14 protein-coding genes are annotated in these 16,881 nt (G+C 35.4%); 3 read left to right on the forward strand and 11 right to left on the reverse strand.

Annotation, left to right across the window (positions count from 1 at the left end; all coding sequences use genetic code 11):
• Nucleotides 1–143: 143 nt before the first annotated feature.
• The 6 genes from G7059_RS07625 to G7059_RS07650 all read right to left on the reverse strand — a co-directional run bounded on the left by G7059_RS07625 (nt 144) and on the right by G7059_RS07650 (nt 7,567).
• Entirely contained in the window at nt 144–710 is a 567-nt protein-coding gene (locus G7059_RS07625; RefSeq protein ID WP_240920480.1) for a hypothetical protein, read from the reverse strand.
• A gap of 10 nt (nt 711–720) precedes the next feature.
• Entirely contained in the window at nt 721–3,690 is a 2,970-nt protein-coding gene (locus tag G7059_RS07630; protein ID WP_166081490.1) for an ABC transporter permease, read from the reverse strand.
• Nucleotides 3,684–4,385: an ABC transporter ATP-binding protein gene (locus tag G7059_RS07635; protein WP_166081491.1), complete on the reverse strand. Its 702-nt coding sequence runs from the start codon at nt 4,383–4,385 to the stop codon at nt 3,684–3,686. Before G7059_RS07635 ends, G7059_RS07630 begins: the two co-directional genes overlap by 7 nt.
• Nucleotides 4,382–5,692 carry a CCA tRNA nucleotidyltransferase gene (locus G7059_RS07640; protein WP_166081492.1) on the reverse strand — a complete coding sequence of 437 codons (1,311 nt, stop codon included), beginning with the start codon at nt 5,690–5,692 and terminating at the stop codon, nt 4,382–4,384. Before G7059_RS07640 ends, G7059_RS07635 begins: the two co-directional genes overlap by 4 nt.
• A 92-nt stretch (nt 5,693–5,784) precedes the next feature.
• Nucleotides 5,785–7,017 carry an MFS transporter gene (locus G7059_RS07645; protein WP_166081493.1) on the reverse strand — a complete coding sequence of 411 codons (1,233 nt, stop codon included), beginning with the start codon at nt 7,015–7,017 and terminating at the stop codon, nt 5,785–5,787.
• A 151-nt stretch (nt 7,018–7,168) separates the two neighbouring features.
• Nucleotides 7,169–7,567 (reverse strand): Hsp20/alpha crystallin family protein, encoded by a 399-nt coding sequence (locus G7059_RS07650; protein ID WP_166081494.1) that lies wholly within the window; start codon nt 7,565–7,567, stop codon nt 7,169–7,171.
• A gap of 206 nt (nt 7,568–7,773) precedes the next feature.
• Between G7059_RS07650 and gpmA the strand changes: the two genes are divergently transcribed.
• The 3 genes from gpmA to zwf all read left to right on the forward strand — a co-directional run bounded on the left by gpmA (nt 7,774) and on the right by zwf (nt 11,438).
• Complete coding sequence (gpmA, locus tag G7059_RS07655) at nt 7,774–8,514, forward strand: 2,3-diphosphoglycerate-dependent phosphoglycerate mutase (RefSeq protein WP_166081496.1); 741 nt, start codon at nt 7,774–7,776, stop codon at nt 8,512–8,514.
• A gap of 79 nt (nt 8,515–8,593) precedes the next feature.
• Nucleotides 8,594–10,018, forward strand: a complete 1,425-nt coding sequence (gene gndA / locus G7059_RS07660) for an NADP-dependent phosphogluconate dehydrogenase (RefSeq protein WP_166081497.1) — start codon at nt 8,594–8,596, stop codon at nt 10,016–10,018.
• A complete protein-coding gene (gene zwf / locus G7059_RS07665; RefSeq protein WP_166081498.1) occupies nt 10,005–11,438 on the forward strand; it encodes a glucose-6-phosphate dehydrogenase in 1,434 nt (477 codons plus the stop codon). The genes gndA and zwf overlap by 14 nt, the downstream gene beginning before the upstream one ends.
• A 60-nt stretch (nt 11,439–11,498) precedes the next feature.
• Here the strand turns inward: zwf and G7059_RS07670 are convergent, their stop codons facing one another.
• The 5 genes from G7059_RS07670 to G7059_RS07690 form a co-directional block, all read right to left on the reverse strand.
• Nucleotides 11,499–13,163, reverse strand: a complete 1,665-nt coding sequence (locus tag G7059_RS07670) for a putative manganese-dependent inorganic diphosphatase (RefSeq protein WP_166081499.1) — start codon at nt 13,161–13,163, stop codon at nt 11,499–11,501.
• Between the two features lie 122 nt (nt 13,164–13,285).
• On the reverse strand, nt 13,286–14,848 hold the full coding sequence (gene gpmI / locus G7059_RS07675; RefSeq protein ID WP_166081500.1) for a 2,3-bisphosphoglycerate-independent phosphoglycerate mutase: 1,563 nt from the start codon (nt 14,846–14,848) through the stop codon (nt 13,286–13,288).
• 182 nt (nt 14,849–15,030) lie between these two features.
• A complete protein-coding gene (locus G7059_RS07680; RefSeq protein ID WP_166081501.1) occupies nt 15,031–15,507 on the reverse strand; it encodes a hypothetical protein in 477 nt (158 codons plus the stop codon).
• A 9-nt stretch (nt 15,508–15,516) separates the two neighbouring features.
• The gene (locus tag G7059_RS07685; protein ID WP_166081502.1) at nt 15,517–16,152 is read right to left on the reverse strand and encodes an HAD family hydrolase; all 636 of its coding nucleotides are present in this window, start codon (nt 16,150–16,152) and stop codon (nt 15,517–15,519) included.
• On the reverse strand, nt 16,149–16,841 hold the full coding sequence (locus G7059_RS07690) for a hypothetical protein (RefSeq protein WP_166081503.1): 693 nt from the start codon (nt 16,839–16,841) through the stop codon (nt 16,149–16,151). Before G7059_RS07690 ends, G7059_RS07685 begins: the two co-directional genes overlap by 4 nt.
• Between the last annotated feature and the right edge of the window lie 40 nt (nt 16,842–16,881).

A 16,881-nucleotide genomic window follows, 5' to 3' on the forward strand; every position in this document is an offset into this window, starting at 1 on the left:
ATATAAAGAAGTTTACACAATAATAAATACTTTTGTCAAGAATATTGTATTTTTCACACATTTTACTACCAATATTATATCACTATTATAGAAAAAAGCACCAAATAATTCCTTGGTACTTTCAAAATTTTTCGACCATAAGACTAGATACTTTCATTCAAATTAATACAGAGTGGTTTATATGCATCAATGATTATTGAGGCCATTCCAATTCGTTCTCTACTATTGCGTGTGTCGTAGCGTAAGGACCGTCCGATTGGACCGTCTTCTGCATTCCAGTAGATATAATGAAATATCCCTTTTTCATCAATATACTCTAACAACTTCACCACAAATCCAGCACTCTCAAATACTTCTACTAATTTATCATAGGTATACAACACTTTATGAGTGTAGGCTGGATGGTCCTTTGGACCAGGTCCCCCGATTCCTACAAGCCGTAAGAAAGCATCATCGTGCAGGTTTCCATCTGGAACCGCCACACGAATGTAAGCTCCATCTTCAAGAAAGTCATAACATAAGCGTGCTGCCCGAACACCATCCTCATAAGTTAGGTGTTCCCAAACATGTTCCGCTAACATCGTTTGTGCCTTACCATTCTTAAAAAAACTAGAAAAACTCTCTTCCGACAGTAAATTCAAGCTGTCTTCATCGGTTGAAACCCAACCTTTGACACGTGTATTACCTGCTCCAAGTATGACTTTCATCATGTTCCCCCTATTATTCATCAAACGTCTTAAGTGCCTCACTCATATTAACGTCATTCGCTTTACGCGACATTAAGAAATTAATAATCAACGAAAGAAGTATGGTTATTGCGATTGCTGTAGCAACACTTGATACTAAAAGTTCGCGATTAAACATTACAAAGTTAAGTTCAGCTTTTAATATAACATAACGATGCAATACCACACCAAAGCCTAAACCAAAGACCATACTAATAAATGTAAGAATAATATTCTCACGTAATACGTATTGAGCTACCTCTTTTGGATAGAATCCTAAGACTTTAATCGTCGCTAACTCCTTCGTTCGTTCACTTAAATTCATCGAAATAAGATTTAATAATACAATCAGCTCTAAAATGAAAGCAGCCCCCATAATTACATAGATCACGATATCAAAATTCTTCATCATATCGCTATAGGCATCCGAGACATTATCCATAAACGATATTGAATAAACATCTTTATTTTCTAAAATCTGCGTTGCAAGAGCTTGATTATCTGTATCAGTATTAAAGAAAGTTATTGTATCGTGTGTGCTTTCTCCTGTTTTTTCTGTATAAAGATTGCGACTCATATACACATAATGCATTACATAGTTCTCTGTAATACCACCAATAAGTACACTAACGTCCTGACCATTAAGATCTAACATCATTGTGTTCCCAACCTCTAATCCCCCAAGTATCGCCAGCTTCTCGCTGATAATAATTGAATTATCATCTAAGCTTAACTTCTCTTTGGTAACACGAGACTGAAGGCTTATAAAAGAACTGATATCATCTTCTGGACTTGAAATCATTACTTGAATGTCATTGCCTTCATACTTGCCACCAACCGAAGCAACATTTATTGACTGTGTAAATAAAGATGTATCGATAGTGGCATCATTATGCAGTACAGTTCCATCATAATGAATAACTTCACCAAACTGTTTATCAATAATTGAATAAATTGAATGTTGTAAACCAAAAGCAGTAATAAGTAGCCCAGCACAACCACCAATACCTAAGATTGTCATTAGAAAGCGTGACTTGTTTCTAAACAGGTTTCTAAAACTAACTTTATACAGAAATGACATGCGATTCCATATAAAAGGAATACGTTCTAGAATAATTCTTTGCCCCTTCTTAGGTGCTTCAGGTCGTAGTAGATTTGCAGTCCTTTGACGACTAACCTTTAATGCTTTATAGCCAGCTATACCAACGCTGCATAAAAAACTAATAATTAGTGGTAACAATGCATAAGACATTACAAACTGGGTAATTAAATCCGGTGTTTGATACATAATACGATAAGCATTATATATTAAACTAGGTATCATATAAAACCCAATGGCAACTCCTATAAGAACACCACCTGCCCAACTAAACAAGGCAAAATAAATATACTTTAAGGAAGCATACCACGAAGAGTATCCCAAGGCTTTATATACACCAATTTGTGATCGTGATTCATCAATCATTCTTGATATAGTACTTAATGTTACAAGAACTGAAACTCCGAAGAAAATGAGCGGGAATACTTTACCAATAGCTTCAATACGGTCACTGTCTTGGTAAAATTCGGTATAACCGACAAGGACATCTTTTCTCTCGAAACTATAGATTTTACCATGACTTGTAGAATCTATAGTAGCAATACCTTCATCAATTTCGCTTTGATTTTGATTAATCTTAGTAAGTGCTATATTTCGATTCGTTTGCAATTTTTGCATATTTTCTTTATATAACTGATTTGCTTCGTTGTAGTAGTCTATTCCAGCTTGAAGAGTATTTACTCCATCATCCACCACTTTAAACTCTGCAGTGAGCTCCGATTGCTTCTCCATAAGCATTGTGACTTGAGCTTCCACTGTCTGAATTTGTACTTCCATTTCTTTTTGTTGAATTGTAAGTTGCTCCAGCAGTGAAACATCAGTTGTGATTTCAATTTGCTTAGCAATTGCTTCATAGTTTGTTTGAAGCTCTTCTAGCATCACTGTTGCTTTCGCAAGTTCACCATCGACGAGTTTAGTATTTGTATTTTTGAATTCTGTCACATGAAGTTTAACATTATCGAGTTGTGCTTGATAACTCATTCCAGAAATATTGATACCCAGTTGACTTGTAATTTCTTGAATACCTGAAGCTAACTCATGACTCGCATCTTTGAGTTTCTGATTTGCTTCTTTTAGAGCATTTTCAGCTTGTGTGAATTGTTGTAAGATCTTTGCTTTCTGAGTGTTTAATTCAGACTGGGCATCCGCAAGTTTTTGTCGATCGTTTGCCACAATCCGTTCAAAGCGTTCATTAGAAAGTGTTTCTTCATTATTACCAATCACATCTTTGGCTTCACTAACATTTACACCTTCAAAACGCACAGCAGTAAAAACTTCATGTTTATGCTGTAAGCCTTTCGGGTAGATAAAACCATTTACTTCACCTGTCCCTAATGTAGTAGATCCTCTTTCAAGATTCATATAGAGATTAGATTTTCCAAATCCTACGATTGTTAATTCTATTTCTTCAAAGATATCATTGTCTTTAAGTACTATAGTGTCTCCAATTTTCAATTGAAATTTATTGATGAGTTGTTCATCCACGAAAACTTCATTATCATTTTTGGGAACTGTTCCTTCACTTATCAAAACATCATTCGATGTTGCATCTGTAAACTCAATAACACGTGCAACACCGTCTCTGTTACTTAGATGAATATAGGCATCTGTAACGTAGATACCTTGTCCTTGGGAGCCTGTAAGCTTGTTAAGTGAAGTAAGCATCTCCTCATCAATCCCAAGAGTATGCCGTACTTCCAAATCAAGGGCATTACTTGTTTTCATATATTGATCTGCAGTAAAGCGCATATCGTAACCTGTGACTTGAATTCCAATATAAAAACCAACCCCAAGGGCTGTAATTAATAGAATCGCTACAAACTGTAGCCATCTTCCTTTAATATCACGAATGACATCTTTTACCATTGAATATCATCCACATCTCTGACATTATGGTTCACAACATCTGATTCAACTTTACCATTCTTGATTTCAATTACACGGTCTGCGACTTGTGTAATACTTTGGTTATGAGTAATAACTACAACCGTCATATTATAGAAATCCGAGCATTGACGAAGAACTCTCAATATCTGTTGACCAGTATTGGTATCTAAAGCTCCAGTTGGTTCATCACACAATAATATCTTAGGGTTCTTAGCGATTGCTCGTGCAATAGCAACACGTTGTTGTTCCCCACCACTCAGTTGTGATGGAAAGTTATTCATTCGATCTTCCAAGCCTACTTGTTTTAAAACTGCTGCAGGATCTTTAGCATCTTCTGATATTTGCGTTGCGAGTTCAACATTTTCTAATGCCGTTAAGTTAGAAATAAGGTTGTATGATTGAAAAACAAAACCAACATCATAGCGACGATACCGTGTCATCTCTTTGTCATTAAGTTTTGAAATATCTTTACCATCTACAATTACACTACCCGAGGTTGGTAAATCCATACCACCAAGAATGTTCATTACAGTAGTTTTCCCAGCACCCGAAGGACCCACAATAACGGTAAACTTACCTTGTTCAAGTTCAAAATTAACTCCTGATGCAGCATGAATCTCTACATCTCCTATTTTATACACTTTACGAATATCATTAACTGAAATATAACTCATAACCATGCCTCCTTACAGTACGAAAGTATTGCTTCTTCATTATTTTCTAATAAACCATCGATAAGTCGATCTAGTATATCTTCCTTTACTTTTGACAACTGTTCTTTTTTTATACCGAGTTCTAGTATCTTTTCAGAACTTGCATTAATATCTTGGACTGAAACTGGATAGTTTTCTTTGATTATCGTATTCACAATGCCATCAAACTCATCACAGTTATCCAATTGATAGGATGCTTTAGAAGATTTAGAAGCATTATCCGCTCTTTTTAGCGCAAGCAAGCTTCTTACCCACACTTCTCCATGCTTTCTAATAAGGTGTTGGAAATGAGAAGTTGTGCGTTCAAATCTCAAGGTGTGATTTTCAATGAGAGAAACAATGAATAGACACTGTTTCTTAGGCAATTCCATCTCTATCAAGTAACGTTGAGCAATTGCAGCACTCACCTTTGCATGATTTGGATATCGACCCTGTCCATCTTCAATAACTTGTGTTTCAAGTTTGCCTAAATCATGAAATAGAGCTGCTAAACGTATTGATTCATCATAAGGACACGCCCCTACAACCCGAATGCTATGTTCATACAAACTATATTGATGATAACTATTCTTTTGGTCAAAATGATACGCTATACGATACTCATCAAAGATTTCAGATAGTAACCATGGAGCGGACAGGACAAGTTCTTGAAAGCCTTCCGACATTAATAATTTGATAAATTCATCACGCATCTGTCTTAATGTTAACTTGTTAAGTAAGTCTATATTTTTCTTGCAGACTTTATAACTTTCTCTATCATAGTTCAAATTATGTTGTGCAATAAAACGATAAAACCTTAGAATTCTTAAAGCATCCTCCTGTATCCTCGTATAAGGGTCATCAACAAACTTTAAACGATACCCAAGAACATCGTTCATGGCAGCAAGTGGATCATGAATTAAACCTTCACTGTCACAATACAAAGTGTTGATTGTAAAGTCGCGTCGCTTGGCATCAATTTCAATTGAATCAACAGCCTCCATAATCTCAGGATGTCGTAAATCTTGAGTACCAGTTTCTTTTCTTAAGATACTAATTTCAATATCATATTCATTATGTTTGAATTTAATTCCATACGGTTCATAAATACTTGGTCGTAAATCTTTGAAAATTTGAGCACATTCTTGTACCGGTGAATCCGTACACATATCAACATCAAATGATTCTTTTCCCCAGACTGCGTCGCGAACAAAACCACCCACAAGATATACCTGATAGTGTGGTTCTAAGCGCTTCATTATGGAAAGAATTGGTTCTGGAATGTTCATACTATCACCTACTCTAATTTTATTGTTTCTTCTATTATAACACCCTATCATGTTTTACCGATACTAAGTCATAAAAAAACGCCCGTAGGCGTTTATTCTTCATATTGTTGTACTTTTCCTAGAAGTACGTAACCAACGATAAAGAGGACAACAAGTAAGAGTACACCATAACGTGATTCTCCCAACATGATTGATGATAAAGCAATAATTAAAGGTCCCATGAAATCCGCAAACTTACCAAAGATATCGAAGAATCCAAAGTATTCGTTCGATTTTTCTTTAGGAATAATTTGACCAAAGTATGATCGTGACAAGGATTGAATACCCCCTTGTGCGATTCCAATCATGATTGCTAACGTCCAGAATTGCCATGCATGTTCTAAGAAGAAACCAAACACCGCAATAACTGCATATAATAATACGAACTTTTTAATGACATTAAGAACACCATATTTTTTCGCAAAACTAATTGAAAAGATTGCAAATGGGAACGCTACAAACTGTGTTAGTAATAGCGCCAATAACATCTGTGTGTCATCAATTCCTACTTCACCACCGTATGTGGTTGCCATTGAGATAATTGTATAAACTCCATCAATATAAAAGAAATAAGCAAAAATGTAATACATAATTTTTGGGTTTTTGCGAATGTCTTTAATTGTGTTAATTACTCGACTTACCGAAGTCTTCAACAATTGAGGTTGGTGTTCGAGGTAGTGAGTTTGTTTCACATTCTTAAGTAGTGGAATTGAAAGAATCAACCACCATGCAATAACAATAATAAACGATAGTTTAACTGCAAAGTCAGCACTTAAACCCAATGATTCGTTCATGAAAATTAGAACTACACCAATAATAAACGGAATAGTACTCCCGACATATCCATAAGCATACCCATACGATGATATAGCATCCATACGTTCGTTTGTTGTTACATCAACAAGCATGGAGTCATAGAATATGTTACAGGCAGAATACCCCAAGCGCGCAACGATATAAAGTGCAATAAATACTTGCCAGTCGTTTGCGAATGTAAAGCCAAAGGCAGAAACAACCGCAATCAGTAAGAATATCGTAAAGAGGCGTTTTTTCATGCCTTTATAGTCCCCTAAAGCACCTAGAAATGGCGACATAAACGCCAAAATAAATAGAGATATAGAAGTAGCCGTTCCCCACCAAGCACTAATAATATTCTCTGAAACTCCTGCATCAGTAGCTAAAGTTCTAAAATATATTGGAATTGTAGCCGTTACGATCAATATAAAAGCAGAGTTTGCAACATCGTACATTACCCATGATTTCTCTTCTTTCGTTAGTTTCATCATATTAAGACTTCTCCTTTAGTAATGACTATAGTATAACGAATATTAGTTTGTAATACAAAATAAACATGGTAAATTAACAGAAGTTTAACATGATCACCAAACAAAAAAGGAGCGTATGCTCCTGAGCTTAAAACTCTATTACATACGTTCCTTATTTTATTGAAATTCTATTTACAATTTCTTCTTGAGTTTTCTTTGGTAAGATAACTTTTAAGATACCGTCTTGGTACTCTGCATCGATTTTACTATCATCTACATCTGAGAATCTAATTTGACGATTGACGCTGCTAGATTTTCTAGAACGATAGAAGTAATTCTTTTCGTCTTTTTCTTCAGATTCATTATGCTCTGCTCTAATTGATAAAACATCACCGTTATATTGAACATCAATGTCATCTTTAGTAAATCCAGGCATTTCAAGTTCTACTGTATAACTGTTTTCATCTTTATAAATATCAATACCGGTACCAAATGAAGCATTATTTAATAAGTCTTCACCAAAGATACTTTCCAACAAACTCACTGGTCTACGTGTTAATTCTTGTTTCATAATATATGCCTCCTTTAGCACTCGACCTATCTAAGTGCTATTACATTATTAGTATACCACTTGTTTTAGCAGTGTCAAGCGTTAAGTGCTAAAATCTGGAATTTTTGATTTTTCTTCATGAATTTCTATAAGTAAACAGTTATCTTTCATATTCAATGAAACTTCTTTGATTTAGGTGTAAAATAGTCTTATTGGAGGTTATTATTATGAAACTAGTATTAGTACGACATGGTCAAAGCGTTTGGAATGAAAAGAACTTATTCACTGGTTGGACAGATGTAGATTTGTCAGATCTAGGACAAGAAGAAGCAAAGACCGCCGGAAAGCTACTTCTTGAAAACAACTTTGATTTCGATATTGTCTACACTTCTTACCTAAAACGTGCAATTCACACCACAAATCATATCTTAGATGAGATGGATCGTAATTGGTTACCCGTTACCAAAGCATGGGAACTTAACGAACGTCACTATGGCGCCCTTCAAGGTCTTAATAAGAAAGAAACAGCAGAACAATACGGCGAAGAACAAGTTAATATTTGGAGAAGATCTTTTGATGTCCTTCCTCCTGCACTCGATGAAAATGATAAACATGCACCTATTCATGATGTCATGTATCGAGATATCGTAGATAAATCAGTTCTCCCTTTTACGGAATCACTTAAAGAAACAATTGAACGTGCAGTCCCATATTTTGAAAATCATATAAAAGTTGATATGCTTAATGGAAAAAACGTTCTCATCGTTGCTCACGGTAACTCTATTCGAGGACTTGTTAAGTATTTCGATTCAATGAGCGAAGAAGCAATTGTTGATGTTAATATCCCTACAGGAACACCGTTAGTCTACGAATTTGACGACACTATGAAAGTGATTCGTCATTATTATCTCGGTGATCAAGATGCAATTAATGAAAAAATGAACGCTGTGAAAAACCAAGCAAAATAGTTTTAATAGATTAGGAATAACCTAGGTATTTACTATTGTTTATTGTACAATAGAAGCATAGAAGAATATGGAGGAAATTATGCAAAAAAATCAAATCGGGGTAATTGGCCTAGCAGTAATGGGGTCAAACTTAGCTTTAAATATGGCAGATCATGGTTACCATGTCGCTTTATTTAATCGTACATATGAAGTTGGTGTTAAGGTAATTAGCGAAAATCCACATACACATTTACATTTATATAAAGAACTTGAAGACTTTGTTGCTTCATTAGAAAAACCACGCAAAATCATGATTATGGTTAAAGCAGGAAATCCTGTTGACTTAGTAATTAATGGTTTAATTCCTTTACTTGATGAAGGCGATATTATTATGGATGGTGGTAACTCAAATTTCCACGATACAATTCGACGCACTGAAGCTATTGAAGCTAAAGGTTTACGTTATCTAGGAGTAGGAATATCAGGTGGTGAAGAAGGAGCTCGTTTTGGTCCTGCTATAATGCCAGGTGGAAGCAAAGATGCTTACACTTATGTCCAAGATATTCTCGAAAACATTGCAGCAAAATACAACAATGAACCTTGTGCAACCTATATGGGAACAGATGGAGCTGGACACTATGTAAAAATGGTCCACAACGGTATTGAGTACGCAGATATGCAACTTATTGCTGAAAGCTACTCCGTTCTTAAACATCTTGGTGGGTTTACCAATGATGAAATGGCAGCTATTTTCAATGAATGGAATCAAGGCGAACTTGAAAGCTTCTTAATCGAAATTACTGCACAAATCTTTAAAGAAGTTGATCCAGCTACTGGAAAACATATGGTTGACGTCATTCTTGATACTGCCGCTCAAAAAGGTACAGGAAAATGGACAGCTGAAGAAGCACTTAATACTGGAACTGATGCATCATTATTGGCTTCAGCAGTATTCGCAAGATTCATGTCATCACAAAAACAACAACGTGTTGCCGCTTCTGAAATTCTTAAACCAGAATTTGATAAAGCAATCATTAATGACAAAGAATACTTTGTAGAGATGGTCCGTAAAGCACTTTATGCAAGCAAGATTATTGCTTATGCTCAAGGTTTTGACCTACTTAAGAATGCAAGTGTTGAATACAAGTGGGACTTAGATTTCGGGGCAATTGCTCGTAATTTCCGTGAAGGATGTATTATTCGTGCACGCTTCTTAAACCGTATTAGTGATGCTTATAATACAAACCCTGCACTTGCAAACTTAATGCTTGACGATAGTTTCGCAAGACAATTAGAAGATTATCACCAAAGTTTACGTGATGTCATCAGTATGGCCATCCAAAACGGAATTAGCATGCCTGCATTTACAACGGCTATCAGCTACTTTGATTCATACCGTAGCGCTCGTTCAAACGCTAACCTAATTCAAGCACAACGCGACCTCTTTGGTGCGCATACATTTGAACGTATCGACATGGACGGAGTATTCCATTACGAATGGAATAGCAACAATGAAGAAAAATAATCAAACAATAACCATTTTTGGTGGAACTGGTGACCTTACTTACCGTAAGTTGTTACCAGCTTTCTACAATCTAATGGTTACCAAAGAATTACCAGAAAATTTTAAGATTATTATCATCGGAAGACGTGAATATACTCAAGAAAAGTATCGTTCAATTGCTCGAGAATGGCTCTTTGAACATGCTCGATTCAATGTCACCGATGAACTAGCAGATACATTTCTTAGTTATGTACACTATTTTAAAATGGTATTTACTGAACTTGAAGGCTATTTACGCTTAAAAGATTTCTATAAAGAGTGTCAATGTAGTGGTGAAAACCTCATTTACTTTGCGGTTGCCCCAACTTATTTCACGACAATCGCTGAAAACTTAGAAGCATCAGGACTTGTTCACAACAGTAAAATTATTATTGAGAAACCTTTTGGTGATGATTTGCATTCAGCCAAAAAAATTGAAGCAAAACTCACAGAGATATTCGGTGACAAGGTATTCCGTATTGACCACTATGTCGCAAAAGAAATGGTGCAAAATATCCATACTATTCGCTTTGCGAACACACTGTTCAAAGACATATGGGATAATCACCACATAGAGAACATCCAAATTTCAGCCAATGAACTTGTAGGTGTCGAAAGTCGTGGTAATTATTATGACCAAACTGGTGCATTGAAAGACATGTTCCAAAACCACATCCTACAAATTCTTTCGATTGTTGCAATGGATCCCCCAAAAGATGATAGTGTTGCAGCATTACATCACGAACAGGAAAAAGTACTCGACAGTCTCTATATTGATGACTACAATGACGATATTGTTTGGGGTCAATATACAGAAAACGAAGATTCCTTAGCATATCGTGATGAAAAGAACGTTGATAAAGAATCTCAGACTGAGACATATGTTGCTCTCAAACTTGGACTTAATATGAACCGTTGGGAAAACACCCCAATCTACGTTCGTACAGGAAAGAGAATGAACAACCGCTCCACTGAAGTCATCATTGAATTCAAATCAAAAGATGATATTCCTTCAAATGTCTTAGTAATCAAGATTCAACCAGAAGAAGGTATTTATCTCCGTTTCAATATTAAGAAACCTGGTCAAGAGAATCTTATTGAAACAGTCTATATGGACTTCTGCCAGAGCTGTATTGTTCACAACCGTCTCAATACTCCTGAAGCATATGAACGTTTACTAAATTCAGCAATGGAAGATGATATGACGTTATTTGTAAGTTACAAACAGGTTGAAGCAAGTTGGACATTTGTTGAGAACATTACAAGACATAGTCGCAAAGCAATTGATTTCTATCCAGCCTATACGGACGGACCAGTTGAAGCTCAAGAATTACTAGCAAAGAACAATCATAAGTGGATTGAGTCTCAATCTCTTGAAGCACTCTACCGTAATCTCGATTAACAAATTAAAAAAAGAACAGTTCCTGTAAATGGTAAGCTAACCATTATAGGAACTGTTTTCTTATTTTAACTTCGTATGATTTGAAGCAACTACTTTAGCTATTGCTGCAGATAATCGTGGAATAATTTGATTCTTACGGGAAACAACATCTTGTAAGAAATTACGATCACTTCCCTCTTCATTAGGGAAGGCTTCAAGTACAGCATTCTTTAATGATCCTGCTGAAACAACAATCGACCCATTATCTTCAACACTTGTAAATACGACGACGAGTAAATCCAGTCTGTGTTTCAATACATAGTCTTCCATTGAAGATTCAAAGGTATCTTGAATTGCATCTAACTCCGTAAAGTGGTAGATTACAATTTGCGAGACCATTACAACCTGTCCCGAAATATGGAATGTTTTTATATCTTGGTTGATAATCTCTTCATAAGTTTTATTACGAAGTGAAGATGTTACTTCATACATTTCTTGAGCAAATTGATAACGATTCAATCCAGAAATAGCTTCTAATTGAAGAGCAATCTTAAAGTCTTGTGGGGTTGTTGTTGGTGACTTCAAGTTCAGTGTATCTGATATTAATGCTGCTAATAGAATCGACGCTAAGTTCTTTGGAATGTTTACACCATTCTCAGTAAACATTTTTGTGATAATGGATGCTGTTGAACCTATTATTTCATTTCTAAAGTAAATTGGTTTAATTGTATTAAGATCTCCGATACGGTGATGATCAATAACTTCAAGTATATCAGCATCTTCAACACCTTCAACACTTTGAGAATACTCATTATGATCCACTAAAATTAAACGTTTACTGTGACTGTTTAGAATATGGAATCGTGAGATAAATCCATAGATTGTATTATCGTCATTAACTACAGGATACGATCTAAATCGTGTCTGTAACATAACAACCCCTACATCTTCTACAAATTCATTTTTATTAAAAGTTACCAAATCCGTTGTCATTACTTCTCTAACACTTGGTGAGAAGAGTAAGTAACGTGAAGTATTCATTGTCCCATGGGATGATTGAATCACTGCACAACCCTTTTCAATAGCTTTTTGGAGAACACGGTCATCAACTTCTTCAGTCCAAACTGTTACAAGACATGCCGCTCCTTTTTCAATAGTTTGAATTTGAGCTTCAACATCATTACCAACAATAACTAATCGATTATCCAATTGATAATTTTCTAGTTTTGACTGAGCAATAGCAATGATACTTGTTTTCCCATTAAATCTAAAGTTCTTAGGTTTATAAATCAACTGACCGTCTATTGCATTCACAATATTCTCTACAGGTGTTCTTTTTAAAAGTTCAATAGTATGAGCTGTATCCCCCATCGCAACGTGAGCAAGATTGGAAGATGTTACTACACCAACTAAGGTTCCTAAGTCGTCAACTACCGCTAATGTTTGGCGGTTTTTTTGTACCATTGTCATCGCATCTTTAATTGAAGTATCAAGATGTATTGAGTTTGCAGTATCAACATCGATTTCATCAAGTGTTGCTCTAGCGTCTTTTAAAAGCATTGGAGGCTCGAAACCAAAGCGATCAAGGAGATATTCAGTTTCTTCATTAAGAGCCCCTAAACGGCAAGCAACCGCTGGTATATCAAGCTGATTCTTTAAATAAGAATAAGCGATTGCTGAAACAACTGAATCTGTGTCAGGATTTTTATGTCCATGGATATAAATTGCGTTATTTTCACTTTTCATAATTTTTCCTCATCATTAATTACTTTTAGTTTATCATATTTACACTCTATAAAGTAGCCATCTTGGATAAACATGCACAGAGAAAACATTAAAAAAACCAGATCCTAAGATCTGGTTAGCAATTATTTTTTAATTAAACTTGTTTCCCATTTTGGATTAGGAGCAACTTCTAATAAGTCAGCAACTGTAGCCGCAACGTTTGCAAGTCCATATTCTGCATCTTTCTTAAGTTCAACATCACGATTGTAGATCACAAATGGTACTGGATTAAGACTGTGTGAAGTTTTTGGGTTACCCTTCTTATCAATCATTTCATCAGCATTACCGTGGTCTGCAAGCACAATTAATGTTCCTTCATTACGTTTAACAGCAGGTAGTAAACGACCTAATGCTAAATCAACTGCTTCAACTGAGATGATTGATGCAAGCATATCGCCTGTATGTCCAACCATGTCTCCGTTAGGGAAGTTTAGACGGATAAAGTCATACTTACCACTGTCTAATGCAGCAATAACTTCATCAGTAATTTCTGCTGATTTCATCCAAGGACGTTGGTCAAAAGTAACGTCGTCCCCTTTAATTTCAACGAATGTTTCGAGGTTTTCATCAAACTTACCAAGTTTGTTACCATTCCAGAAATAAGTTACGTGACCGTATTTTTGTGTTTCTGAAATTGCGAATGATGACATCTTATTAGCAATTAATGTTTCTGTTAATGTATCTGTAATTCGTGGAGGTTCTACTAAGAAGTTAGCAGGAATTCCTAAGTCTCCATCATATTGAAGCATACCAGCAAATTTAACTTCTGGAACACGTACACGATCGAAACGGTCAAAGGAATCATCACCTTCGAATGTTTTTGAGATTTCTAGAGCACGGTCACCACGGAAGTTAAAGAAGATTACTGAATCTCCATCAACGATAGGTGCAACAGCTTTACCATCTTTAGCAATAACCCATGCAGGTACATATTGATCAGAAAGTTTTGGATCTACTGAACGGAAGTGTTCAATCGCTGCATGTGGTGATTCAAACATTTCTGCTTCACCTAATACGTGTGTTTTCCAACCACGTTCAACCATTCCCCAATCTGCATCATAACGGTCCATTGTTACTAACATACGTCCACCACCACTCGCAAATTGTGCGTGGAATGTATCATCGTTTAATTCATCCATTACTGCTTGAATCTGGTCGATATAAACTAACGCAGATTGTTGCTCAACATCACGACCATCTTGAAGTGCATGAAGTGCTAATTTCTTAACACCACTTGCTTTTGCATTACGAATTAACGCTTCAACATGATTAACATGTGAGTGAACGTTACCATCTGATAAGAGTCCAATCAAATGAAGTGTATTATCATTTAATCCCTCTGTTAAATAGTTCCATGTTTTTGATTCAAAAAGACTTCCATCTTGAATTGATTCATTCACAAGTTTTGCACCTTGTGAATAGATTTGTCCTGAACCTAAAGCATTATGCCCTACTTCAGAGTTCCCCATATCTTCATCACTTGGTAATCCTACCGCAAGACCATGAGCCTTAAGTTCTGTATTTGGGCAAGTCGCTAATAATTCATCTAAATAAGGTGTATGAGCTTGGCGAACAGCATTTCCTTCAACGCTATCGGAAAGACCAACACCATCCATTACTACCAATACTACTGGTTTCTTTTTCATAATATTCCTCCTCAATAAACAACATGTTAATTTTATCACTTTTAAGGATGATGTTCTAGTTTTTATACTCATAATTCAAGATATGTTATAAATAATCAGTAAATACAAAAACGAACCCCTTACAATGTGAAGAAATCAAAGTTTTTCAATAAAAAATCTCATTTCTGAGATTAAATGTACTTTTAGCTTAAGAGTTCTTCTTCAGATTCTTCATCAATATCCGAGTTATCATGCATAAATGACTCAAGAATCTCATCAAAGATTACCCAGTCTTCATTTGAGACGACATCCATCATCATTTGATCAAGTATTCCTTCAATAAAAAATTTATCAATACCTTCTTTAAGACTCGCTTCTTCTAATCCATCCAAGATATATTCAGTCAGCTCATTAAATTTGACACACTCTACAAGCAACATTTGAATAATTGGTGGTAAACTCTCAAACAAAATATTATCATCGATTTCATCACCCAATGCGATGAGCGTTTCAATGTAATCTTCAACATCTTCAATCATATTGGAGTATTGATTCCATTCGTTCAATATCATGATTGTTTTGTTACGTTTTACTTGTATTGTTTGCAGAACGCCTGCAACTTCAGCTGTCATTGAAATAAAAACTTCTATTTGTTCTGGGCTAATAAAATGTTTTGTCATTTATATCTCCTAAAATAAATCTAAAATTGCTTCAGCTTGATCAATAATTATTGTTGCTCCTTCACGCTCTAATTCTTCCACTTCACGAAATCCCCAGGATACACCAATTGGTACCATTCCTGCATTTTTAGCAGTATGCATATCTACATCTGTATCACCTACAAAATAGATTTCTTCTGGTTTAAGATTCATCATTTCAGCGATTTTTAAAGTGTTTAGTGGATTTGGCTTTAAGGTATTGTTGGAAAGATCTCCGATGACAGATACAAACTCAATACCTTTGAAGTCTTTTGCAACAATTCCTTCAGAGTAAGCTTGTTTCTTATTTGTACAAATTGCAACAGGAATCCCCATCTCATTCAATGACTTTAACATCGAAAGTATACCCGGATACGGTTTAGAAAAAACTGTGTGATTGTGTTCGTAATCTGTGAGAAAATCATTAAGAATTTCATCACTCAAGACAACATCATCAGGAATAGCACGCGTGATGGTCATTTTTAGACCATTCCCAACGAATTCTTGATAGCTTTCCATTGGGTGTTCTGGATACGAATATTTTTTTAATGTTCTATTAGCACTTGAGCCAATATCTTCGAGGGAGTCGTACAATGTCCCATCAAGATCAAAGATTATCCCTTTCATTTCACAACCTCGATATTCTCAAACGCATGATTTGCATAAAGTGGTTGGAAAATTTTTACACTGCTAACAGAATCTCCCCACTTAATAAAATTTGAGATACGTGAAGGTTTGTCTTCAAAATCCATAGGGAAGAAATACCTTGGCTCTAAACTTTGAATAATTCGACGTGCAGTAGCATCATAATTCATACTAATATTTGGATTAACAGACGCTAAAGCTACATCAATAGGTTTGTACGGTTCAATTCTTTCTAAGAACTGGGAAAGTAGTATCTCAGTGTTCAAATCTTCCTTTTCAACGCCTAAAGGACGCCATAGTTTATGGTTTAAGTCCCCTGCATAAAAGATACTTAAGTTTGGTTCTTTTATAATAAATGCCAATCCTTGTCGAGAAACTTGGAGTACATTAACTTTAGTTTTCCCTAAGAATAAAGTATCGCCATTTGCAATTTTAAACACATCATCCTGTGGTGATGTCTTTATCTCTTCATGCATGAAAATTGGCTTGCGATACGATAAAATTGACGAACTATAATGTTTTACATCATCCCTACTTACAAAGAAATAGAGTGGTTTTTTACTTAATAAATACTTTGAAGGCAATTGACCCTTCGTGTAGTCAAATACATAAATCGCTAGCTCAGTTTCAATAACATAACCAAATACATCCAGATATTCTACATTAATCACACTGATCACCTCTTAAATAAAGTATAACAAAAGAAAAGGT

The organism is Erysipelothrix sp. HDW6A (genome assembly GCF_011400295.1).
Classification (GTDB): domain Bacteria; phylum Bacillota_I; class Bacilli_A; order Erysipelotrichales; family Erysipelotrichaceae; genus Erysipelothrix.